The 22,119-nt window shown below is 61.0% G+C and carries 23 protein-coding genes; 2 read left to right on the forward strand and 21 right to left on the reverse strand.

What is annotated here, in order from left to right; genetic code table 11:
• Positions 1 to 68: 68 nt before the first annotated feature.
• The 21 genes from GR212_RS01420 to GR212_RS01520 form a co-directional block, all read right to left on the reverse strand.
• Positions 69 to 596 carry a hypothetical protein gene (locus GR212_RS01420; protein ID WP_163984674.1) on the reverse strand — a complete coding sequence of 176 codons (528 nt, stop codon included), beginning with the start codon at positions 594 to 596 and terminating at the stop codon, positions 69 to 71.
• Positions 593 to 961, reverse strand: coding sequence for a hypothetical protein (locus GR212_RS01425; protein ID WP_163985153.1), 369 nt, complete (start codon positions 959 to 961; stop codon positions 593 to 595). The genes GR212_RS01420 and GR212_RS01425 overlap by 4 nt, the downstream gene beginning before the upstream one ends.
• 14 nt (positions 962 to 975) lie before the next feature.
• Positions 976 to 1,572, reverse strand: coding sequence for a rod-binding protein (locus GR212_RS01430; protein ID WP_163984675.1), 597 nt, complete (start codon positions 1,570 to 1,572; stop codon positions 976 to 978).
• Positions 1,573 to 1,702: 130 nt separating this feature from the next.
• Entirely contained in the window at positions 1,703 to 2,122 is a 420-nt protein-coding gene (locus GR212_RS01435; RefSeq protein WP_163984676.1) for a hypothetical protein, read from the reverse strand.
• A 58-nt stretch (positions 2,123 to 2,180) separates the two neighbouring features.
• Entirely contained in the window at positions 2,181 to 2,933 is a 753-nt protein-coding gene (fliR, locus tag GR212_RS01440) for a flagellar biosynthetic protein FliR (RefSeq protein ID WP_163984677.1), read from the reverse strand.
• Positions 2,930 to 5,017, reverse strand: a complete 2,088-nt coding sequence (gene flhA / locus GR212_RS01445) for a flagellar biosynthesis protein FlhA (protein WP_163984678.1) — start codon at positions 5,015 to 5,017, stop codon at positions 2,930 to 2,932. The genes fliR and flhA overlap by 4 nt, the downstream gene beginning before the upstream one ends.
• A gap of 149 nt (positions 5,018 to 5,166) precedes the next feature.
• Positions 5,167 to 5,433: a flagellar biosynthesis protein FliQ gene (fliQ, locus tag GR212_RS01450; protein ID WP_106996636.1), complete on the reverse strand. Its 267-nt coding sequence runs from the start codon at positions 5,431 to 5,433 to the stop codon at positions 5,167 to 5,169.
• A gap of 29 nt (positions 5,434 to 5,462) precedes the next feature.
• Positions 5,463 to 5,966, reverse strand: a complete 504-nt coding sequence (flgD, locus tag GR212_RS01455) for a flagellar hook assembly protein FlgD (RefSeq protein ID WP_163984679.1) — start codon at positions 5,964 to 5,966, stop codon at positions 5,463 to 5,465.
• On the reverse strand, positions 5,954 to 6,406 hold the full coding sequence (gene flbT, locus GR212_RS01460) for a flagellar biosynthesis repressor FlbT (protein ID WP_163984680.1): 453 nt from the start codon (positions 6,404 to 6,406) through the stop codon (positions 5,954 to 5,956). Before flbT ends, flgD begins: the two co-directional genes overlap by 13 nt.
• Complete coding sequence (flaF, locus tag GR212_RS01465) at positions 6,403 to 6,750, reverse strand: flagellar biosynthesis regulator FlaF (protein WP_034513663.1); 348 nt, start codon at positions 6,748 to 6,750, stop codon at positions 6,403 to 6,405. The genes flbT and flaF overlap by 4 nt, the downstream gene beginning before the upstream one ends.
• Before the next feature lie 36 nt (positions 6,751 to 6,786).
• Complete coding sequence (locus GR212_RS01470) at positions 6,787 to 7,839, reverse strand: flagellar hook-associated family protein (protein WP_163984681.1); 1,053 nt, start codon at positions 7,837 to 7,839, stop codon at positions 6,787 to 6,789.
• A 3-nt stretch (positions 7,840 to 7,842) separates the two neighbouring features.
• A complete protein-coding gene (gene flgK / locus GR212_RS01475) occupies positions 7,843 to 9,312 on the reverse strand; it encodes a flagellar hook-associated protein FlgK (RefSeq protein ID WP_163984682.1) in 1,470 nt (489 codons plus the stop codon).
• A gap of 24 nt (positions 9,313 to 9,336) precedes the next feature.
• Positions 9,337 to 9,648 carry a hypothetical protein gene (locus GR212_RS01480; protein WP_163984683.1) on the reverse strand — a complete coding sequence of 104 codons (312 nt, stop codon included), beginning with the start codon at positions 9,646 to 9,648 and terminating at the stop codon, positions 9,337 to 9,339.
• A gap of 282 nt (positions 9,649 to 9,930) precedes the next feature.
• On the reverse strand, positions 9,931 to 10,602 hold the full coding sequence (rem, locus tag GR212_RS01485; protein ID WP_163984684.1) for a transcriptional activator Rem: 672 nt from the start codon (positions 10,600 to 10,602) through the stop codon (positions 9,931 to 9,933).
• A 280-nt stretch (positions 10,603 to 10,882) separates the two neighbouring features.
• Positions 10,883 to 11,476 (reverse strand): lytic transglycosylase domain-containing protein, encoded by a 594-nt coding sequence (locus GR212_RS01490; protein WP_163985154.1) that lies wholly within the window; start codon positions 11,474 to 11,476, stop codon positions 10,883 to 10,885.
• Positions 11,418 to 13,019, reverse strand: coding sequence for a flagellar hook-length control protein FliK (locus GR212_RS01495; RefSeq protein ID WP_163984685.1), 1,602 nt, complete (start codon positions 13,017 to 13,019; stop codon positions 11,418 to 11,420). The genes GR212_RS01490 and GR212_RS01495 overlap by 59 nt, the downstream gene beginning before the upstream one ends.
• Positions 13,020 to 13,021: 2 nt before the next feature.
• Complete coding sequence (gene motC / locus GR212_RS01500) at positions 13,022 to 14,329, reverse strand: chemotaxis protein MotC (protein ID WP_163984686.1); 1,308 nt, start codon at positions 14,327 to 14,329, stop codon at positions 13,022 to 13,024.
• 3 nt (positions 14,330 to 14,332) lie between these two features.
• Entirely contained in the window at positions 14,333 to 15,763 is a 1,431-nt protein-coding gene (locus GR212_RS01505) for a MotB family protein (protein ID WP_163984687.1), read from the reverse strand.
• Complete coding sequence (locus tag GR212_RS01510; RefSeq protein ID WP_163984688.1) at positions 15,760 to 16,392, reverse strand: hypothetical protein; 633 nt, start codon at positions 16,390 to 16,392, stop codon at positions 15,760 to 15,762. Before GR212_RS01510 ends, GR212_RS01505 begins: the two co-directional genes overlap by 4 nt.
• Before the next feature lie 258 nt (positions 16,393 to 16,650).
• Positions 16,651 to 17,634: a flagellin gene (locus GR212_RS01515; protein WP_163984689.1), complete on the reverse strand. Its 984-nt coding sequence runs from the start codon at positions 17,632 to 17,634 to the stop codon at positions 16,651 to 16,653.
• Between the two features lie 255 nt (positions 17,635 to 17,889).
• Positions 17,890 to 18,810: a flagellin gene (locus GR212_RS01520; RefSeq protein WP_163984690.1), complete on the reverse strand. Its 921-nt coding sequence runs from the start codon at positions 18,808 to 18,810 to the stop codon at positions 17,890 to 17,892.
• A 459-nt stretch (positions 18,811 to 19,269) separates the two neighbouring features.
• Between GR212_RS01520 and GR212_RS01525 the strand changes: the two genes are divergently transcribed.
• Positions 19,270 to 20,757 (forward strand): pyridoxal phosphate-dependent decarboxylase family protein, encoded by a 1,488-nt coding sequence (locus tag GR212_RS01525; protein ID WP_163984691.1) that lies wholly within the window; start codon positions 19,270 to 19,272, stop codon positions 20,755 to 20,757.
• On the forward strand, positions 20,751 to 22,013 hold the full coding sequence (locus tag GR212_RS01530; protein WP_163984692.1) for an ATP-grasp domain-containing protein: 1,263 nt from the start codon (positions 20,751 to 20,753) through the stop codon (positions 22,011 to 22,013). Before GR212_RS01525 ends, GR212_RS01530 begins: the two co-directional genes overlap by 7 nt.
• Positions 22,014 to 22,119 lie beyond the last annotated feature (106 nt).

The following is a 22,119-nucleotide window of genomic DNA, read 5'->3' on the forward strand; positions in this document are numbered from 1 at the left end:
CGGCACGGCTTGTGAGCCATGGCCGGCCATGTTTTGGTCGCAGGGACGATGGCGTTGCCGGGGCGATACTACTCGGCCGGCACCTTATCCTTTGCCGCATCCTGCACGATCTTTACCGGCTTGACCGTTCTCTTGCCGATGCTTTCCCCGCCATGGGTCTCTTCCTTGGAGAGGTAGTCGAGCTGCTCGATCAGCACGTCGGCGACATAGTCGCCCCCGAGCCGTTCGTTCATCCGCTTCTTCAGGTCGGTGCGAAAGGCGGCGACGTCGAAATTCTGCGCGTTGGCGATGTCGATCGTCTTGTTGCCGACCAGCAGCGAAAAGAGTTCGTCCGTCGTCAGCTCCGGCAGGGGTATCTGAAGCGCAGCCGCCTTGCCCTTCTCCATCATGAAGGAGATGCGCGTCAGGAAGTAGCCGGTCACCTGGCCGTTGGCTATGACGGGAACGTTGATCGATTCGCCCTTGACGAGCACCTGCTGCGCCTTCTTGGCGTCGTCAGGGCTGATCGCGGGCGCCGTCGCCACCTGCACCGAAAAATAGACCGAGGCCAATGTTACGGCGCAGACCCACAGGCCGGTGAGAACGAGCTTGATCATCCGGCCTCACGGACGCGGAATTGCTCCTGCGAATAGGTGCCGTCCGCATCGGCGTTCTGCACGGCATTCTTGAGGATATCGGCGACGGCGCGCACGGCCTCGAGATGAGCTTCGACACGGCGGGCGTTCAAAACCAGCTTCTTCTTCAGATCGTGCAGCTGCTCGATATGGGCGGAAGCGAGATCGGCCGGATCCGTGTCGCGGAACAGCATCGACAATTCGTAGAGGCAACGGCTCTTGTGGGCGTTCGATACCTTGAGATCGAATTCCGGGTCGGTGCCGATCCGGTTGTTCTCATTGTCGATAATCATCTCAAGGCGGCCAAGCACAGACTTGATCCGATAGTCCTGCGACATCATTTCCATGTTTGCTACCTCGCTCATACTTTCTGGGACGTCAACGGATTCTGATTGGTGATGCTGGTGTTGCCGTCGTTGTCGGCATCACTGGCGGCCAGCGTCTTGCGCTGAAAATCGGTGATCGCGCTGAGCGCCATCTTCTTGTCGTTCTCATCGGTCGCGGTGTGGATGGCGCCGGTATTGCGCATCTTGTCGACCTGTTCCTTGTACATCTTCTCGGCGATGCCCACGCCGCCGTTCTTGGCAAGCGTGTTGCCCATCTGCTCGGCCATCATGCCTTTCCAGATCTCGCCGGCCGAACCCTTGCCGTAGAGGGTCTCGCTGCTCGGCAGCATGTTCTTCACGAAATTCTGCAGCACCATGGCTTCGAACTTGCGGTAGACCTGCGGCACCTTTCCGCCCGCTGTATGCGTATTGGCGTTGGCGAGGCCGGCCTGGGTGGCGGCGCTGTTCATCGCATCCACGGCCGCGCCGAAGCCGTTGCCGTTTTCGGCGAGGCTGGTGGCCGCAAAGGCGGCCCGGTTGGCGGCAAGCTTGGCCTGCGCAGCCTCGACATCGGCGGGATTTGCCGCCTTGACGACATCGAGGACCAAATCACTCGGAGGCGAAATAGCCACGTCACGTCTCCTTCTGCTATCGCACGCCCTGAAACGGGCGCCACGGCGCTCACTTCAGGACGTATCGAATCAAAATGTCAGAGCAGGCCGGCAACCCAACGATGCGCATCCTGCCCCATGATCGCGGCGATTATGGTTTTTGAACCTTGCTGGAGGCTGGCGTCTCGCCGGCGAAGCGCTGATCGATGATGTCGTAGACCGCATTGTCGTCAGCTTCCCGCGTTTCGAGCTCGCGGGCGTCCTTCATGTGCTCTTCCAGCCGGTCGGCCTTGGTGCGCTCCTGCTGGACTTTCATCTGGATCAGCGTCTGGATGCTTTCGAGCTGCTGGTCCCGGATCATCAGGCGGCCATAGCGTTCGGCATAATGGATCGAGAACGCCATGTGCACGGGATCGACCGAGCCGATGGCGACCATGACACGCTCCATCGACTCCGTAACCTCAAGGCGCTGGCGCGTCGTATCGGCAAGCTCGTTTTCCGCGATCCGCTCCAGATGGCGCTGCACCGCGACCAGCCGCTTCAGTTTTTCAGAACGGTTTTTTTCCGCCATCGCCTATCTACCTGCCGGCTGCGCCCGAATCGGGCTTCGCCCCCTTTCCGTTCGCGGGCTAATGCCCGTTGAAGACGGTAAGGAACGAATTGGAAAACTGACTGACCAACGCCGCGATGCTGAGATAGAGCATGAACAGCCCTCCCATCAGGAGATACGGCGTGGAGATGAAATAGATCGGGATCTGCGGCGCGAGCTTGTTGATGAAGCCGATCGAAATCTGGAACATCAGGCCATAGAGAAGGAAGGGGCTCGCCAGCCGCAGCATGATGAAGAAGGTGGTCTCCAGCGTATCCGTGATGGAGATCAGCGCGGCGCGCGGCTCGATGTGGCCGCCCAGGGGAATGATCGAATAGGAATCGACCAGCGCCTGCAGGACATAGTGATGGAAATCGAGGATGAAGAGGATCATGAGCCCGCAAAAGCTGATGAGGCTCGTGAGCGACGTCTCGCTCGAATCTTCGATGATATCGGCGCCGGCCGGCGCGTTGAAGCCGATCAGCATCGATATGATCGTGCCGGCGAACTGCAGGCCCAGCGTGTAGATCCGGGCCATGATCCCGTACATCAATCCGATGACGGCTTCGGTGAAGATGAGGCCGATAAAGTTCGCGTCGCCCTTCGATACCTCGGGGTAGATCGTATTCCAGAGCAGCGGCAGGATCGCCAGAGAGAGCGCCACCGAAAGCAGCAGCCTGATCTGCGCCGGGACGCGGCCCGAAGAAAACCCCGGCAGGACCATCATGCAGCCGCCGATGCGGCAGAAGGCGACGAACAGCGCCAGAACGGTCCCCTGGGGGTCGGTTATCATGAAATCGAACCTAGAATCTTGATCTCGATCCCCTTGGCCAATTCCACATGCGACAAGACCGGAAGGGTCGCGAACAGGCGTTCGATGATCATGCGCACATAGGAGCGTGTTTCCGGCGACGTGACAAGAACGAAGGGCATGCCACGATCCATATATTCACGGATAACTTTGCCCGCCTGCTCGCTGAACTCCTCCAGACTGCGCGGATCGATGTCGAATTCGACGATTTCGCCCTTCTGGTCGCGCTTCAGCGCCTGGTGGAAGATCAGATCCCATTTGCTGCCGAGTCGCAGCACGCGCAGCACGCCATTGTCGGCCAGATCGCCGCAGAGCTGCTGCGCCATGCGCACGCGGACGTGCTCGACGATCTGCTCGGTCTTGCGGACATGCGGCGCCAGCTCGGCGACGGCTTCAAGGATGAGATGCAGGTTGCGGATCGAGACACGCTCGGCGAGCAGCAGCTTGAGCACGGCCTGCAGGCCCGAATAGGACATGTGCGACGAGCAGATTTCGTCGGCAAGCTTCTTGTATTCGGGGTCGAGACGCTCGATCAGGATCTTCACGTCCTTATAGGAGAGAAGCGCCGGCAGATTGTTGCGAATGACTTCGCTCATATGGGTGAGGACGACGGAAACGTTGTCGATCGGCTGGAAGCCTTCGCGCTTCAGATCCTCGGTGAAAGCTTCGAGAACGGAGACGGCAGGCATGCCGAAAGCGGGTTCGCGGATCTCGTCGCCCGGAACGGTCGGCTTGCGGCCGGAGCCGGTGACGACGAGCACTTCGCCGACGCGCAGCATGTTGGAGGCGATCGTCGTGCCATGGATGCGGATCTGATACGACTTGTCGGCGATGGCCATGTCGTCGATCACCTTGATCTCCGGCACGACGAAGCCGTATTGCGTTGCGAACTTCTTGCGCATCTTGCCGACGCGGAACGCCAGTTCCTGATGGGCGCCGAGCAGGCGGGTGGAGACGATCTTGCCGAGGGCGAGTTCGATCTCGGCGGTCTTCAGAACCGACTTGACCGAATCCTTTTCCATCTCCTTCGTCTGCATCACCTTCTGCTCTTCGGCATCGCGGCGCAGCTTGTTCTCGGCTTCGATCTGGCGCGGGATGAACCAGGCGCCGGCCGCCATCAGGCCGCCGAGGAAGACGAAGGGCAGGAAAGGCATGCCGGGCATGACGGCCAGGATGCCCATCAGCACCGCCGAGACGGCGAGCGCACGCGGATAGCCGCTCAACTGGTTGAGGACGGCCTGGTCGGTGGAGCCGGAGGTGCCGCCGCGCGAAACGAGAAGGCCGGCGGCGAGGGAGACGATAAGCGCCGGCATCTGCGACACCAGACCGTCGCCGACGGAGAGTTTCACGAAGACGTCGGCGGCCTGGCCGATCTGCATACCATGGCGGAAATAGCCGATGATGATGCCGCCGAAAACGTTGATGCAGGTGATCAACAGGCCGGCAACCGCGTCACCGCGCACGAACTTCGAGGCACCGTCCATCGCGCCGAAGAAGGAGCTCTCTTCCTCGAGCTCGCGGCGGCGGCGCTGCGCCTCCTTTTCGTCGATCAGGCCGGCCGAAAGGTCGGCGTCGATCGCCATCTGCTTGCCCGGAATGGCATCCAGGGTGAAACGGGCGCCGACTTCGGCGATACGCGTCGCACCCTTGGTAATGACGATGAAGTTGATGGTGATGAGGATCAGGAAGACGATCAGACCGATGACGAAGTCGCCCGACATCACCAGGCTGGAAAAGCCCGCGATGACGCCGCCCGCCGCATCGTGCCCTTCATAACCGTGCGAAAGGATGACGCGCGTCGTGGCGATGTTCAGCGCCAGACGCGTCATGGTGGCGATGAGCAGAATCGTCGGAAAGGACGAGAATTCCAGCGGCTTCTTGATCCAGAGCGCCACCATGAGGATCAGCACGGAAAATGCGATCGAGAAGGCCAGCCCAAGGTCGATCAGAAACGGCGGAATCGGCAGAAACAGCACGCACAGGATGACCATGATGCCGAGTGCGAACCCGATATCACGTACACTGGGATTGGCTTTGGGAAGTGCTATTGCGGGTGGTTGTGCCATCGACCGGTTCCGTCTCTTCATGAGAGGAGGCAAACGGCTGACCCGCCTGCCCTATTGGAACCGACCTTTAAAAGTCGAAGCTTGCGCGAGCATGGCCTGCGGCCATCGATGCGCCCGATCCGAAAGCCGGACCGGCCTTCGGATTGACGCTAGAAGCCCGACTGGATTCGCGAGAAGACGAGATTGGTAAAGATCGAAATCTGCGCACCGACGAACGGAGCCGAAATGCCGATGGTGACCATGACCGCCACGATTTTCGGCACGAAGGTCAAAGTCGCCTCCTGCACCTGGGTCAACGCCTGGATCAAGGCGATTACCAGACCGACGACCATGGCGGCAGCGACAGCCGGCCCGGAAGCCACAAGCACGGTCCAGATCGCCGCCTGGAAGATATCCAATGCATCGGCTTCATTCATGACATTTTCACTCCCGGTTCAGCGGCTCCTCATGAGCCGCTGGTCGGATCCGTGCCCGACGAATCACTGCCGCTACTATCGCTTGACGCCGGCGGAGTATCAATGGTCGTGCCGGCCGGGGCAATCGTCACGCCGGCCTGGATCAGGATCTTGTCGCCGGCATCGGTCTGGGCGATGATACCGTCCGTATAGACGGTGACTTCCTTGATCGTGCCCGTGGTCTTGCCGTCGGCACTCATGATCTGCTTGCCGATATAGTCCGACGCCTGCGAGATCCACTGGTTCTGCAGCACGGTTTCCAGATGCGAGTTCGTCTGGATCTGCTGCTCGACCTGGGAGAAGCTCGCCAGCTGCGAAATCTGCTGGCTGGCGTCCATCGGATCGGTCGGGTCCTGATTCTGCATCTGCGCGATGAGAAGCTGCAGGAAGTCGTTGTAGTTCAGGCTGGCGCTCGCGGATGCGGCGGCAGCACTTTGCGAGGAACCGCTGGAAGAGCTGCCGCTGCTGCTGTTGACGGCGTCTACCGCTGCCATGGAGCGATCTCCCGACGAATATGCTCGATCGTCGCGGCCGGCATTTCCTGATTGTTCAGAATATTGTCCTCGATCGGGTAGAGCCCGCGGATCGCCTTCAGCGCATCGAAGGCGCGGCCGGTGGCAACCAGGCCGTCGATACGTTTCAGCTCGGCCAGCACTTCCTCGTTGTGGAAGCAGGACAGCAGCATAACGATCGACTTCCGGAACATGGCCGTCGACTGCTCCTTGCCCTCGGGATTGACGAGGATCATCTGCGCGATGAAGTAGAGCTGGCGCAGCGGAGTCGTCGCGTCTTCGGGTTGAAGTACATGGTTCTCAAGCAGGAACGTCACATCATTCAGGAATTCCAGAGCAACCTTGCGATCGACACGCAGGACGGCCCCGTTGATAAAGATCTTTTCCCCGGCTTTGAGCGATATGCGAAGCGTACTTTTCATTTAAGTCCATCCCTGATGATGGTGGTGACATCGATGATGCCTTGATAATTTTCCGACTGGCGCCGCCGGATTCGATCGCATTCCTTCAAAATCCAGATTGCGATCGAGATTAGGTTGGCACGTAATTCGACATTGAGCTGGTTCTCCGGACTTTTCAGGTCCTCGACGAAGCTCACCCATACGCGTCGCGTATAGAAGAGAGCCTCGATCGCTTCGCGGCCGTATTTCCCCGCATCACGGGCCGCAGAGAGAAGAGCTACCGACCGGTCCAGAACTTGCCGTTCTCTTTCCTTGGCGTCGGCCACGGCATCTTGCATGACTTCCGCATATGAGAACTGATACATTCACGCATCCTTCCTGGTCATTCCTTCCTTTGATCATCAAAGGTAATTTACAAGGCTTAACTGCTGGATCTTGGAGACAATGGTATAAGCGGTTTCGAGCTGTGTCTCGAGGCTGTTGACCTTGGTCGAAGCCTCGTAAGGGTCCACGCCGGTCAAGTCGCCGACACTGGTATTGAGAATGGTCTTCTGCGCGTTCAGCGTCGTGTTCGCATCCGACAGACGCGACTGCGACAGGCCGAGCTGGCTTGCCTGGCTGTTCAAACCGTCTACCGCCTGGCGCGCGTAGCTGATGGCCTGGTCGGTCACCGCATTCAGCGCGTCCGAACCCAAGGCCGGCGTCGTGCCCATCAGCGCATTCGTCACGCTGGTCGCAAGCGCCAGATAGCGCATGCCGGAGGCATTAGAGTTCGTCGAGGTTTCCACGACTTCCGAGTTGCTGATGCGGCTCGTCATGTTCTGATCCGACGCGCTCGACCAGCTTGCCCAGCCGCTGTCGGACGTGAACATCGGCTCGACCTTGGTGGTGATGAAGTCCTTCATCTGGTCGCCCGTCAGATCGCTCGCCGAGGCGACGGGCGGGGTCTGGGCGGCCATGTAGGAGGTGAGCGCATTCTGGATTGCCGTGTTCGTCGCGGCGGAATTATCCGTCATCGGCTGGACATCGGTGTTGGTGCCGGCAAAGAGATATTCGCCGTTGACCATGGTGTTGGCGGACGCGATGACACTCGACAGGGTGGAGGTTGCCGTCGATTGGGTCAGCGCCACGCTGCTGCCGTCCGTGTTGCCGCGCAACGCCACCAGCTGATCCATCAGCTTCTGCGCCTGCGTTCCCATATCGCTCAACGCGGTTTGCGAGGAGGTCATTCGCTGGTTCGCGATGGAATTGCTGCTGAGGATGGAGTCGATGCGCGACACCTCCCGCGTCAGGTTCACGCTGAGCGACGTGCTGCTGCCCAGTGCAACGCCGATATCGGCGTAGACACCCGTGGTTGCCTCGGTCGAGGCACTCGTCATCTCGTTCTGCGCCTGACGGATCGTCTGGCGCATGGCGTTCTGAATGGCTGTGCTCGAAATGAAAGAAAGTTTCATAGCTTAGCTCGCAATATCCAGTACCGATTGAAGCATCTCATTGACAGCGTTCAATATCTTCGTTCCAGCCTTGTAAGACTGCTCGATATCCATCATCAGCGTCAATTCTTCGTCGAGATTGACGCCGGTCGCATTCGAATAGGCGCCCGAGGAGCGCGAAAGGGCCGCCGAGGTATTTTCGGCCGCGGTCGTTGCCGTGCTGCGCTGCCCTTCGAGCCAGCCGATGGAACTCGATGCGTAATCCATGAGGCTGGCCTTGGTATCGGAGCCGGCCGACGCATCGAAGTCCATTTTCGTGTTCATGGCCGTGATGTAGGCATCCAGCTGGGTCGAGTAGCCGCTGTCGCCATTTGTATTCACGACGTAGTTGGCGCCGTTGATGCCGCCGTCACGCAGCAGGTTCGGATTGCCGCCCTGTGACGTCACCACGGCCGGATTGACCGTGATCGAGCCGGCAAGGCCGGTGACGACCGTCGCGCTGCTCGGCACCGTGCCGCCGGTCCAGGTGAAGAGGCCCGGCGCCTTTGTCGAGTTGGTGCTGTTGGTTTCCGCAAACGTCGTCACCAGGCCGCGAGCGATCTCGTCGAGCTGCTTCTGGTAGGTCGGCGCCACGTCGTCGCGAACCTGCAAGGCCGCCTGGAGGCTGCCCTGCGCCGTCGTATTGGCGCCCTGGCCGGGAGTGAGGGCAACGCCGTCGATATAGACGCTGTTGCCGACCGTGCTGGCCGTATAGGAATTCGTCGGCTGAAACGTCACCGTACGAGGAATGGTCTCGAACAGGGTCGTGCCGCTCGACGTATAGAGCGCCATGTCGTTGTTGCCGCGTGTCACCGTGGTCACGCCGACAATCTGCGAGATCTGGTTCAGGACCGAATCACGCTGATCGAGCGCATCGGCAAGGGCGCTCGAGGTCGGGCCGGCCGTGGTCGTGGCCGACTTCACCGCGTCATTCGCCGTCTGGAACTGCTTCAGCAGGCTGTTCAGCGTGCTGACGTCCGAGCTGATCTGCTTGTCCGCATCGGTGCGGGCGTCCTGTACGGCCGAGGTCGCGTTGTTGAGCGAGGTGGCCAGGCTCTGCGCGGCATTGATCGCAGACTGGGCGGCGGTCGTGCTGGACGGCGAGCCGGAGAAGGTCTGCATCGCCGTCTGGAATGCGGAAAGATAGGTCGCCGGCGAGATCTCGTTGTCGTTGCCGCCGAGCGTTGCCGACTGGAGATTGCCGTAGGCATTCAAAAGCAGCTGCTGCGCCGAGTCCGACGACGAGGAGCTGAGATAGGCCTTCTGCAGTGCCGGCTCGCTGCTGCGGTCGATCTTCACGACCTGAGCGCCGGCCATGTCGGTGGTCAGCATCGCCTGGCGACGCGAATAGTTCGAGTTGCTGGCGTTTGCGATATTGTTCGACACGACACTGCTCTGCGTGCCGGTATTGTTGAATATCGCCTGCGCGTTATTGAGAGCTGTTGTGAGCGACATGACTGACTCGATACCCTATTCGTTTTAGCGCCGCAGAATGGCCGATGGCGCGCCGGAATTGTCAGAATAGCCTGTCAGAGTGAGGCCGGCGAAGTTGACCGTATTGTCGTTGGCACCCGATGGAAGACCACTGGAACGAACCAAAGACGACCGTCTGCAAGCATACTGGAAGACGAGAATGCCATTGTGCAGGGAATCGAAGCCGGCGGTCGCAAGATGCGCAACGCCCTTCCCCGCCAACACGGCCCGACGAACCGGCATCGCCTTGGCGACGTTGCCAAATGCGGCACCCAGGCAAATCGCCTGTGCGTTCGCTTCCGCAAATCCGGTCCTCATCTTGCCGAAATTCCTCATCTGGAATCCTCGTTATCCTTCATACGACTGAGAGTAGGTGGCGGGCCTTGCGTGAAGCTGTCTGAGAGGGCGAAAAGCCGATCATCGCGAAAATGCCCTTCGCGGGAGCCGCATCGCAGCCATGGCATCGGCTGTCGTTAACGTAAGAAACGACGCACCTTCGGGGCAATGCCGATGCGCATGGAGCAAAAGAACAGGCCCGAGAATCATGTGATTCTCGGGCCTGTTCATGAATTCAGCATCCTGAATGCGAGACTGGCGATATCAGCTCCAGTCGATGCAGTAGCCGAGGAAGCGTTTGGAATCGACCGGGTCGAAACCGAGCTTCTTGCGCAGCTTCTTGCGCAGCTTCGAAATATGGCTTTCAACCACGTTTTCTTCGACTTCCTCGTCGAAGATGCCGTAGATGGCGTTGAAGATCTGCGTCTTCGTCACCCGGCGACCGCGATTGGCGATCAGATATTCGAGGATGCGGCGCTCGCGGCGCGGCAAGGCAAAAACGGATCCGTTGATTTCCGGATCACGACCATCCGCAAAGACGCGAATCGGTCCGATATCGGTATAGTTGCTAATCGCCTTCAGCCTACGGCGGATCGCCGCGGCCCTGGCCAGGATTTCCCGGGGATGAACGGGCTTGCGCACGACATCGTCCACGCCGCAATCGAAGAGTGCAAGCGTGGCTTCCAGCGAAGGTTGATCGCTGACCGCGATCACGGGCGCTGCCGTCCGGTCACGAATTGCTCTGGGGAGCTCGTGCACCTGCTGGCCCTGGCCGATCAGGAAGGCCTCAACAGCAGCAATATCGCCCTCTGCCGCCGTCGTAACCCATTCGCCGAACTCGCGTGGATCAAACCCCGTGGAAGGGATGCCCTCGCGCCCAAACAGTGATGTATATCCGTCCTTAACGAGCTGTCGCTCATCAACCACTACGATCATTCGTCCGCCTCCGAATCAGTGTGGTGTTTCGATGGACTATGGGTACGAATCGGGCGAATCACGAACAACTGTCGGAAATGAGTGACGGAAATTAATAATTGATTAACTTTAGAGGCGCGATTTGCACTAGATGTAGTGGGTGCATCGCATTTCACACCGATAAAAAAGTTGTTAGTTAGCGTATTATTAACACGCGCATTTTGGGCAGTTCCATGGCAGTCAACAGTCTCGATTGAGTTAGCGGCGGCTAACAAGAGGCCGAATACAACCTATGAGTTGTCTAATTCTGACAGAAGGTGGCCGCGTTGGGCGTCCATTTCCCGTAGCCGGTGGCAACCAGATTGGCGATCACGCGGCAGACATAGACCTTCTGTGCGGGATCGTTGTTCGGGCCTGCATGGTATCTGGCTACCGCCATCGTCCAGGTCTCATGCCTGTCATGCAGATTGCGAAGAAACTTCGCGGCATACTCGACGTTACTGCGCGGATCGAACATTGCGTCGACGGATGCAAAGTTTTCACCATGGAAATACTGATTGATCTGCATGCAGCCGACATCGATAAGCTTTGCGCCGTTCTGCCTGGCTGCGGCGAACACCTGCAGGGCGGCACTTTCCGATGGCGGGAAGATCGGCCGGCCCTCGACATTGAGGGCGTAGGGGTAAAGCGATCCTTTACGGCCTGTTTCCGTCAAGCCGACCGAGTAGAGGATCCCTTCCGGTATTCCATATTTCGCGGCGGCTGACTGTATTTCGCGTTCGCAAAGGCCAGCGGCACCATTGTCGGGCGGTGCCGGGTTTCCGGAAGCATGCGCCTCAGAGGTAAACCGCGCCAGAGCGAGGACGCTGAGCGCTACCGGCAGCACCGTCTTCAACGCCGCGCTCACCCGAGCTGCGATTGCCATCGTTTCCATTTGCCTGCTGCCCCGAATAGTTCTGACCCTTGGGACGCGCATCGCCCCCCTGCCCCTGGTTCAACAAGGATTGCTGCTGCTGATTCGATCCCGAGCGACTGCTATCCGACTGCTGATCCGCATTGGACGCCATGGAGACGGTGATGTTATCGACCTGGTAGCCTTGGGCTCGCAGCGCCTCGACCATGCGGCTCTGGTCGGCATGAAGCTGCCTGTAGGCCTCGCTCGTCTGAACCTTGAGATCGACGCTCAGCTGATCGCCTGACAGCCGCATGGTGGCCGTGACATCACCGAGATTGTCCGGCCGCAGCTGGATCTTCAGGGTGTTGACGACCTTGCCCGTGCTTGTCAGGTTCGCGGCATTCGACAGCGCCGAGCCCGGCTGCATCGCCGCCGACCATTCGCGGTCGCCCGCCATCGTTCCGGCAACTAGCGACGAGTTGGAGGCGAGCCCCAGATAGCGGCGGGAATCCAGCACCGTGACGGTCGGCATGTCGCCGCCTGCAGGCGCCGCCACCTTGACATCCGCCGTGTCATCCGCGGTCTTGCTGATCGAAAGATCGAGCGCGCCGCCACGGCCATCCGCCCGCGTCAGACGGAAGGTCTGTGATGCGTCTGATCCCTTGGCGTCGTCCGGCACCGCCAACGTCGCGTCCGCCGTATCGTCCGACAGGGCCGCATTGCCGAGCGACATGCCCTGAACCTTCGCATCGTCAGCGGCCTTACCGGTCGGCATCGCGCCCGCCTGCGCCGCAACCACCGGCTGGGGAACGTTCAGCAGGGACAAGGTATCCGAGATCGTATTGGCTACCTGGCCGTCTTGCGTCGGCGTCGACTTACCATCGTCGGCAGACTGCGCATTCTTCCCGCCTTTCACGACAGGCGTTTTGTCGTCGCCCTTCACCGGGGCAATCTGACCGTCCGTCGTGGCTATGTCGGCCAGTTGCTGCGCCATCCCGGCGAGCTGATCGGCCGCGGTCGATTGTACCGGTATCTTGTCGGCACCGGCCGCCGGCATGGCAGGATCGGTGGTCGTGGCCGGCTGATCGCCATCGGCTGGTTGTGCAGCGCTGCCTTCAGCCGCAGCCGAGGCCGCCTTCTGCAGCTCTATGAGAGATTTCGAGAGCGCCGCGGCGGTCGTGCCCTGTGGGGGCTTTGCACCCTTGGTCAGGCCAGCGAGGGCGGCGAGATTGGCTCCGGACGCGTCGATCATACCAACTCCGGCATTGGCGCTGTCATCGATGGCAAGAGCTATCGCCGCGGAATTGCCCGCCGCCGTCTTGGCCGTATCGGTATCCGCATCCGCATTGTCATCGGCTGTCGTGCCCGTGGCCGTCGCGTCCTGACCGGCATTCGCGCCGGAGGACTTGCGTCCGTTGCCGAGCGAGCTGGTCAGCGCATCGATAAAGCCTTTGCCGTCGTCCTGTTTCGAGGAGCGCGCACCCTTGACGGCAGCAAGAACATCCGCCCCGGATGAGGCGCCGGATACACCGATGTCGTTCATGATCAATGACTTTCCTGCTTCAACAGGCCGTCGATGGCATCCAGCTTCGAGCGGCTCGTCGTGACGAATGCGTTGAACGAAGAGTCGGCCTCCTGCCGCCCTCCTTCCGGTGCGGGAGCCGCGCTCGGCGTGGCTCCCTGCTCAACACCCGCCGTGGCGGGAGATTGGCCTCCCGCTTGATTCGTCACAGCAGCATCGTGTTCAGTATTCTGTTGGTTGGACAGGTTAGGAACGTTGCCTTGCCCGAGGCTTGCAGGGTCGGGCGTGCGCATGATCTCCTGCGCCACGGCCTTCGCCGCATCACGCAGGGCACGATCCCGCGCGTTCAACTCTCCCGCCGGCATCTGGTCGACATCGTTGATCGCCGACTTCAGTTCAGGGGTCGATATACCCGCCACGCCGCCATAGAAGTTCGCCAGCGCACCGAAGGCGTCGCCGCCGTCCGTGGTGGGGATCGCCTGGGCGCGGCCGGCCGCCAGTGCGGCGAGATCGGACTTGCCGGCGATCGCGGCACGGCGCGCCATGCGCAGATAGATCTCCCGTTGTCTGGGCGGGTCCATGAAGGACAGGATATCGATGATGTCCTGCTGCTTGATATCCGAATCGTGATCGACCACCAGCTGCACGAAAAGATCGGCGAACTGGCTGGCATAGGGCGAATGCAGGAAGCGTCTCGTATAGCGCTGCGCATAGTCGAGCCCCGTCGGCACCATTCCCGCGTCGGCACACAGGGCAAGCGAGCGACGGAGCGCCGATTCCTCGATGATCGTGCCGGGGGCCATCAGGCGAGCCCAGTCGTAGAGTTTCAGGGCCGCCTTGGCATTTTTGCCGGACATGACGTTGCCGGCAACCAGCGAGAGATAGGGGCCGATCGGCTTGTCGCGATATTCCTTGGCGATGTCGGCAAGCGTGTTGACGACCAGCAGTCCCTTGCCGTTCAGATATTTCCTGAGAACGTCGGCAACGCGATTGTCGAAATTGCCGTTGACGTCGCGCGACATCAGATATTCGAGCGTCTCGGGGTTGCCGCCGCTCATGGCGTAGATCAGCGCCGCATCGACGTTGCGTCCGTCGTCGAAAACGGATTTGTCCGCGTTGCGCAGGCGTTCGTCGATGGTTGCGAGCAGGAAGCGCTGCATCTCTCCGGCGGAACTGTCGCCCGCGACCACGGAATCCTGCACGAATTCGAGCGAGTGCATCATCTTGTAGAGCGGCAGGTTGTCCTGCCCCTCGGCGTTCACAGCCCCCGGCACCAACATGCCGAGGGTGAGCGTAAGCGCAAGGTGATGACGATGCTGTTTGCGCACCATGAACTATCCCTGCTTGCCTTGGCCGGACTTGCCTTTGCCCGAAGCGGGCTTGGCGGGTGTCTGCGTGCCCGAAGCCGCAGGATCCGTCGCTGCCTGGTTCGAAGGATTGGCGATGAGAATCTCGATGCGGCGATTGGCATCGTTGAAGGGATCGGCCGGCAATTTGAGGCGCCGGTCCGCAAAGCCCGAAACCTGCACGATCCGCTTCTCATCCAGCCCGCCGCTGGTCAGCATGTAATAGGCGCTCTGCGCGCGATCGAGGGAGAGGCGCCAGTTGTCGTTGCGGCCGTCGACCATATAGGGACGCCCGTCCGTGTGGCCGCGGACCAGGATCGATCCCTTGCGCTCGGCGAGCAGCTTGCCGATCTTTTCCATCGCCAGCACCATCTCGCGGCGCGGAACCGCCGAACCGATGTTGAACATCGGGTCGTTGCTCTGATCGGAGATCGTCACCAGCACTCCGCCTTCCGCCGCGGTAACCTGCAGCCCCTCGGCCAGCTGACCGGCGACACCCTTGATCTCGGCCTGGATTGCCTGTTGCAGATCCTTGGCGTCCTGCTGCTCCGCCTTTGTCGGCGTCGCGTCCTTGCTCTGCGGCAAAATGGCATTGTCCTCGGGCGTGGATGCATCGCTCTGCCCGGAGGCCTTGGCGACCTGCTGGGGCTGCGTCTGCTTTCCCTGCGCCTTGCCGGTCGATTGCTGCTCGCTCACAGTCGGCTGCTGTTCCGGCGTCTGCGGCTGGTCGGCAGGCTGTCCCGTGTCGGCAGCCGTTGCCTTCGACAAGGCGACGACTTCACCCTTGGGCGATTGATCCGACTTCGCGGACTGTTCCTCGTTCGCCTTCTTGGAGGCGCTGGAAACCTGAACCTGCTTGGTCCAGAAATCCGGGTCGAAAGGATCGCGATAGGCCTGACCGCCGTCTGCGCCCGTCGCCGGACCCGACTGCGCGGCGCCGCCCTCGCCCTTGGCGCTGACGTTCGCTTGCTGGCCGACTTCCTGGGCGATTTCAGCCAGGACCGAATAGGGATTCTCGAAGAAATCGGCCTCGGAGTAGTTCGTCTGATCGCCCGACGTCGATGTCAGGTCTTCGCCGGTCTTGGCCGACTTGCCGTCATTCGGCTTGTCCTGCGGCTTGTCCGATTTCTGCTGGTTCTTTTCGCCCTGAGCCTGATCGACGGGCTTCTTGAGACCCTTCTCCGTCGGCTTTTCGTCAGCCAGCTTGATCGGGTTGAAATAGGATGCGACCGAGGCCTTCGTCTCCTCGTTGGCGGCATTCACCAGCCACATGACAAGAAAGAAGGCCATCATGGCGGTCATGAAGTCGGCGTAGGCGATCTTCCATGCGCCGCCATGTCCGCCTTCATGATCGCCGCCGCCGTGGCGCTTGACGATGATGATCTCGTGCTTGCCGTGATTTTGATCGCCGTCGCTCATTTCAGAATCTCTTTCAGACTAGCGGCCCAGGCCGACATCCGGGTCACGAGAACGCTCTCGCCGATCGTGACCGTGAGATCGACGTCCGGCGCTTTGACATGGCGCAACAGCGCGCCGTCATCGCCGAGATGCGTGTGAAGAGCCTCGAAGAGATGACGCGGGCCGCTGACGGAGATCGGACCCACGCTGCCGTCGAGGATTGCAGCCTTCACCAGATCGGCTAGCTCGGCGACGGCCTTGGTCGTCAGCGTCTCGGTCATCACCGGCGCGAGGATGGCCGCCGCTTCTACGCTGATCGCCTGCCCCAGCAAGGTGGCGATGCGCGTCATGTCAGCCGCGATCTTCTCCGCCGCCTGTTCCTCGTAGCGTATCCGCAAGGCATCCGTTTCGGCACGAAACGATTCGGCCATGGCATCGAGTTCGGCCTGGTGTTTATGCGACAATTCCTGCGTCGCCGCGTCGTGCCCTTCCGCATAGGCGGCCCGACGCTCGGCTTCGATATCGACGGGCGGTTCCGCCGGGCTTTCGAGAAAATCCGCCGGCTCCGCAAACGCCATGTCCTCGACCTGGGGCGGCGGGATCTGTTCGGCGCTGAAATCCTTGAGATATCGGGACAGTGTCAAGCTCACGCGCGCATCTCCCCATTCGCGCCGCAGGGGCGCTGCAAGTCGATGCTGCCAAGGGGCCGATCCATTGCCATTCTCAAAACGTCGATCATCACGCTTCCGGTTTCCGTCCTCTGGCTGCGCCCTCCGGAAATGACTGATGTCACCGGCACATTGCGCAACCATGCCATTGCGAAGGACCGTAGGCAGTCAAACTTGTGCGAGGATGAATGCGGGCGGCCCGGCTCGATCGGACGTCGATCGAGCCGGGCCGCCGAATCCTTATTTCGACTGAAGGAGAATCAGCACCTTGTTCGCCATGCTGTTGGCGATCGACAATGCCTGGATACCCATCTGCTGCGCGGTCTGCAGGGCGTTTTGCCGTACGGACGCCTCTTCCATATTCGTATCGACGAGATCGCCGACGCTGCTCTTGATGGCGTCGCTGAGCTTGGAAATATAGTCCGATTGATCGTCGATGTTCGACTTCATCAGGCCCAACGTCGAATCCGCCGAAGTCGCCGACTTGAGCAGCGAGTTGGTGACATTGATCATGTCGGTCAGCTGGTCGTCCGTCGTGCTGCTCGATATGGCGATTTCCGTTCCGCCTGCCGGGGTCGTTCCCGTATCGGCCGCCAGGAGATAGTAGTTGCGGGCCGTGGTGCTGCCGCTGGTGCTCGAGCTGTCGAACGAGCTGGCATCCACATTCTTGGTCAGCAACCCGCGGCTTGGATCCGCCGTGTCGATCATCAGCGTCTGGGAGCTGTCGTAGCCGATGGTCGTAAGGCTGACCTGCCCGCCCGCGCCTCGCGTGAAGTTGCTGATCACCGACTGCTGCGTGCTCGGATGCTGGCTGGTGTTGTAGAGCCAGTTCTCGCCGGAAAAGGAAGCCGACTGCGTGACCGATTGCAACTGATTCTTGAGCTGCTGGATATCGGCGTTAACGGCATCCTTGTCGGTGCCCGGCTCCTTTGCCGATACCAGCTTCGACTGGATCTGGGTCAGAAGGCTGACGACGGTATCCATCGCGGTGGATGCGGTGTCGACCTTGGACGAGCCGAGGCCGAGCGCGTCCGTGATCGTGGAAAGGCTGCTCTGGTCGGAGCGCATGGTGGTTGCCATCGACCAATAGGTCGGATCGTCACTCGCCGTCGCGATACGGAAGCCGGACGAGACCTGCTGCTGCACGACACCGAGATCTGTATTGATTCCGCGCAACACGGTCAGCGCCGCTGACGCGGCAGGATTCGTCGTCACATTGCTCATCAGAAAATCCGTAGTTCCATTGGGACTGGCAAACCGGGTCTATCCGGCAGCAACGATTGGCCTCATGCCCACCAGCGGGGGGAACTCCCAGCGCGGCCCGTCGCTAAGGCAAGACCCGACGACCGCTCCAAAGAACGAAGGCCGGATCCTGCGCAAAGACTGCAAATCAATTACCGGCAACGTTAACAAAAGCTTATGCGCGACGACAAGAGAGAAATGCCGCCGCGCCATTTCAACGCAAGCTCCAGTCAAGGCTCACTTGAAGAGAGCGAGAACATTCTGGGCGCTGGTGTTGGCGATCTGCAGCGACTGGATCGCCAGCTGCTGCTGTGTCTGCAGGGCCGAAAGCCTGCTCGATTCCTCTTCCATATCAGCGTCGACGAGCTTGCCGACACCGGAATCGATCGTATCGCTCAAGGTGGAGACGAAGCTGGTCTGCAGGTCGATGCGGGTGGAGAGCGAACCGAGCTGCGAGGCCGTGCTGGTCATCGCGTTAAGGGCGCCCTGAACGAGGTTCATCGCTTTGCCGATGTCTCCGCTCGTCATGTTGGTGATATCGAGGCTGAAGACGGAGTAGGATTTGCCGCTGATATTCTGCGTGCTGCCGAGAATACCGGAATTGGTATCGATCGAGCCGCTGGGCTTGGCGCCGAACAGGACGTTGCCCTGCGACCCGGTGTCGAAGCTGTAGCTCGTGCTGTTGACGGCAACCGTGCCGTTGTTGTTGCGCACGAAAGAGGAGACCACGGATGCCGAGGCGCCGTTGGCCGCATACATCCAGTTCTGTCCGGAGAAGGATGCGGATTGGGCGATGCTCTCCAGCTGCTGCTGCAGCTGCGTGATTTCTTCCTGAACATCCGCCTTCGACACGCTGTTTTCGGTTGCAGCGACGAGCTTGTCCTTGATCTGCTGGACGACGGTGATGGCGTTGTCCATCGCGGTATAGGCGGTATCGACCTTGGCGGCGCCCAGGCCCAACGCGTCGGAGACCGCGGACAGCGCGCTGTTGTCGGAGCGCATGGTGGTGGCGATCGACCAATAGGCGGCGTTATCGGCGGCCTTGGCGACCTTGTAGCCCGAGGAAACACGGCTTTGCGTATCCTGCAGGCTGGAGTTGATCGTGCGCAGGGTCTGGAGAGCGGACATCGCCGCGTCGTTGGTGAGGATGCTTGTCATGGAAGGGTGCCCCTTGTGGCTGAATTTGGAAGGGACATTCCGGTCTGCGGCCGGGAACGGCAATCAGCCTCATGCTTGTTAACCGCCTGTTAGGAGAGGTTAACCAACCGTTGCGTTAGCCGCAACTGACAACAATACGGTTAATAAATGGTTAACGCCGTCGGCGAAAGTTAACGAAATCATACGCTCCGCCGATCGGACCACCCGATTTCGCAAGCGCCGGTTCCGCTACCTTTCATTGAAGCCGAAGGGGCTTCATCCGCGCAGCGTGCGCGCATGGCCGGATTTCCGTCCAAACGTCGTCATTTGGCGTGCTTCACCGACGGCAAGTCAGCCTCGCGCCATCTTGAGCGTCGTAGCATAGCGGCGATCCGCCCAATGTCGGGCGGGAAGCGGCCGGCGCCTTCGCCGGGCGTTCCGACGACAGCGTCGCTACGCCCGGTCATGTACGAGGTTGAGATGTTCAGTTTGCAGGACGCCGGGCGAGCGGCGGTTGATCGCCATGAGCGAACGAGCCTCGACCCCGACGACTGGCAGGCCCTGCGCAAGCAGGGTCACCAGATGCTTGACGACATGCTCGATCACCTCCAGACGCTCGGCGCGAAGCCGGTCTGGCAACATGCGCCCTCTTCGGCCCGTGCCCTGTTCGATGCGCCCTTACCCATCGAGGCCAGCGACCTGGCGGATGTCCATGCGATTTTTCGCGAGAATATTCTGCCCTATGGCAGCGGCAACATTCACCCCGGCTTCATGGGCTGGGTCCAAGGCGGCGGCACGGTCGCCGGCATGCTGGCCGAAATGCTGGCGGGTGGCCTGAACGCCAATCTCGGCGGACGCGACCACATGCCGATCGAAGTCGAGCGCCAGATCATCCGGTGGACGCGCCAGATCTTCTCCTTCCCGGAAACGGCGGGCGGCATATTCCTGACCGGCGCATCGCAGGCCAATTTCGTCGCGGTGCAGATCGCCCGATGCCGCAAGCTCGGCCGCGACGTGCGCGCGGCCGGCCTGTCCGACGAATCCCGCCTCGTCGCCTACGCGTCGAGCGAAGTACATGGATGCGTTCCGCGCGCCTTCGAAATGTCCGGCATCGGCAGCGACCAGTTGCGGCGCATTCCGGTCAACGCGCTCGGGCAGATCGATATCGATGCGCTGCAGCAGGCGATCCTGCGCGACAGGCGGGAGGGCTTCCTGCCATTCCTCGTCATCGGCAGCGCGGGAACGGTCAACACCGGCGCCGTCGACGATCTCGCCGCCCTGCGGCATGTCGCCGATACCCATGGTCTTCATTTTCACGTCGACGGTGCGCTCGGCGCGCTCGGCGTCTTGAGCCCGGACCTGGCGCCCTTGTTCGCCGGGATCGACAGCTGCGATTCGCTCGCCTTCGATTTCCACAAATGGGGCCAGGTGCCCTACGATGCCGGCTTCCTGCTGGTGCGGGACAGCGAGTGGCAACGGCAAACCTTTGCTTCGGATGCCGCCTATCTCAGCCGCGCGGCCACCGGCCTTGCCGGCGGCGACTGGTGGCCCTGCGACTACGGCCCGGACCTGTCGCGCGGGTTCCGGGCGCTGAAGACCTGGTTCACCCTGAAGACCTACGGCGTCAAGGCATTGGGGGACGCCATGAGCGCCAACTGCATGCTGGCGCGCAAGCTGGCGCAACGAATCGAGCAGGAGCCGGCGCTGAAGCTGCTCGCGCCCGTTGCCCTCAATATCGTCTGCTTCGCCTATGTGGGAGCGGACGGCACGGCAGCACCATCCATCAACTCCCATATCGTCGAGCGCCTCCATGCCGAAGGCCGCGTCGCCCCGTCTCTCACCCATCTGAACGGACAGCCGGCCATCCGGGCCGCGATCGTGAACCATCGGACACGGCAGACGGATATCGACGCGCTCGTTCATAGCGTTTTGACAATCGGTTCCCGACAGGATTTCCCCCAATGCTGACGACCAAAGCACCAATCGCCGGTTCGGCTTCCCAGAACGTGCCGGACCCCTCCCGAATTCTCGGCATGCAGAGAATCGTCTCGCTCGTCTATGCCGGCCATGACGTGACGCCGCTGTGGAACGAGCTCATGCAACGCGTAACGGCGGATCCGACCGACGCGGCCGCGCTTCTGGACATGGCGATCATCCTGCAAACGCTCGGCCGTAGCGACGAGGCCCGCCAGATCCTGAAGAATGCCGTGCAGCTGCGCCGCGACTTCTGCGTCGTCCATGGCAACGGCGCCGGACCGCGGCTGCTGGCCTTCGTCACGGAAGGCGATTTCATGGCCAATACGCCGCTGGATTTCCTGTTGGCGGGGAGCGACTGCGTGCTGTTGCTGCATTACGTCGGCCTGGAAACCACTGTTCTTGCCGATCTGCCGGACCATGACGTCGCCTTCATGGCGATCGGGGAATCGACCGAGAACGCTCCCCTCCTCGCGCATATGCAAGGGCTGCTTGCCGGATTCGACGGCGTGGTCATGAACCGCAATCCGGCATTGATCGCAGGGCTCACGCGCGACGGCGTGAGCGCGATGCTGGCCAACGAGCCGTCCATCCTGTCGCCCATCACCCATCGCGTGCCGCGCGCCGATCTTGCCGCTGTCGGCGCAGGCACCAGACAGCTCGAGCATTGCGCTCCGGGCCTTTCGTTCCCGCTCGTCGTTCGCCCCATCAGCACGCATGCGGGCAACGGGATGGAGCGCATCGCCGATCCGGCCGGACTGGCGGCATTTCTTGAGGCGCAGCCTGCCCACGAGCTCTATGTCGCGCCATTCATCGATTTTCGCGGCCCCGACGGCCTCTACAACAAGCAACGCGTCGTCTTCATCAACGGCAGGGCCTTCGCCAGCCATATGGCGCTCTCGGAACACTGGATCGTGCACTATCTGAGCGCCGGCATGGGACAGAGCGCCGAAAAACGCGCCGTCGAACAGGCGTGGATGGAAGATTTCGATCACGATTTCGCGGTTCGCCACAAGGAAAGCTTCGCAGCTCTCTGCCGCCATATCGGGCTCGATTATTTCGGCATCGATTGCGCCGAGCTTCCCGACGGCCGCCTGCTGGTATTCGAGCTCGACGTTGCGATGGTGGTCCACAATATGGACGATCCCATCGTCTATCCCTACAAGCAAGTCGCAATGCGCAAGCTGTTCGACGGTTTCGTCGATGCCATCCGCGACCGGGCCGGCGCCGAGCTCGCAATTGCGTCCTAAAGCATGTCGCGCAAAAGTGTGCAGCGGTTTTGCGATAACGACATGCGCAAAATGAAAGACCTGAAGCGCGAGAAGCGAATCCGAAGGATCGCCCTGCGCTTTAGAG

Origin of the sequence: Martinezella lusitana, from assembly GCF_010668395.1 — a bacterium.
Classification (GTDB): Bacteria; Pseudomonadota; Alphaproteobacteria; order Rhizobiales; family Rhizobiaceae; genus Rhizobium; species Rhizobium lusitanum_A.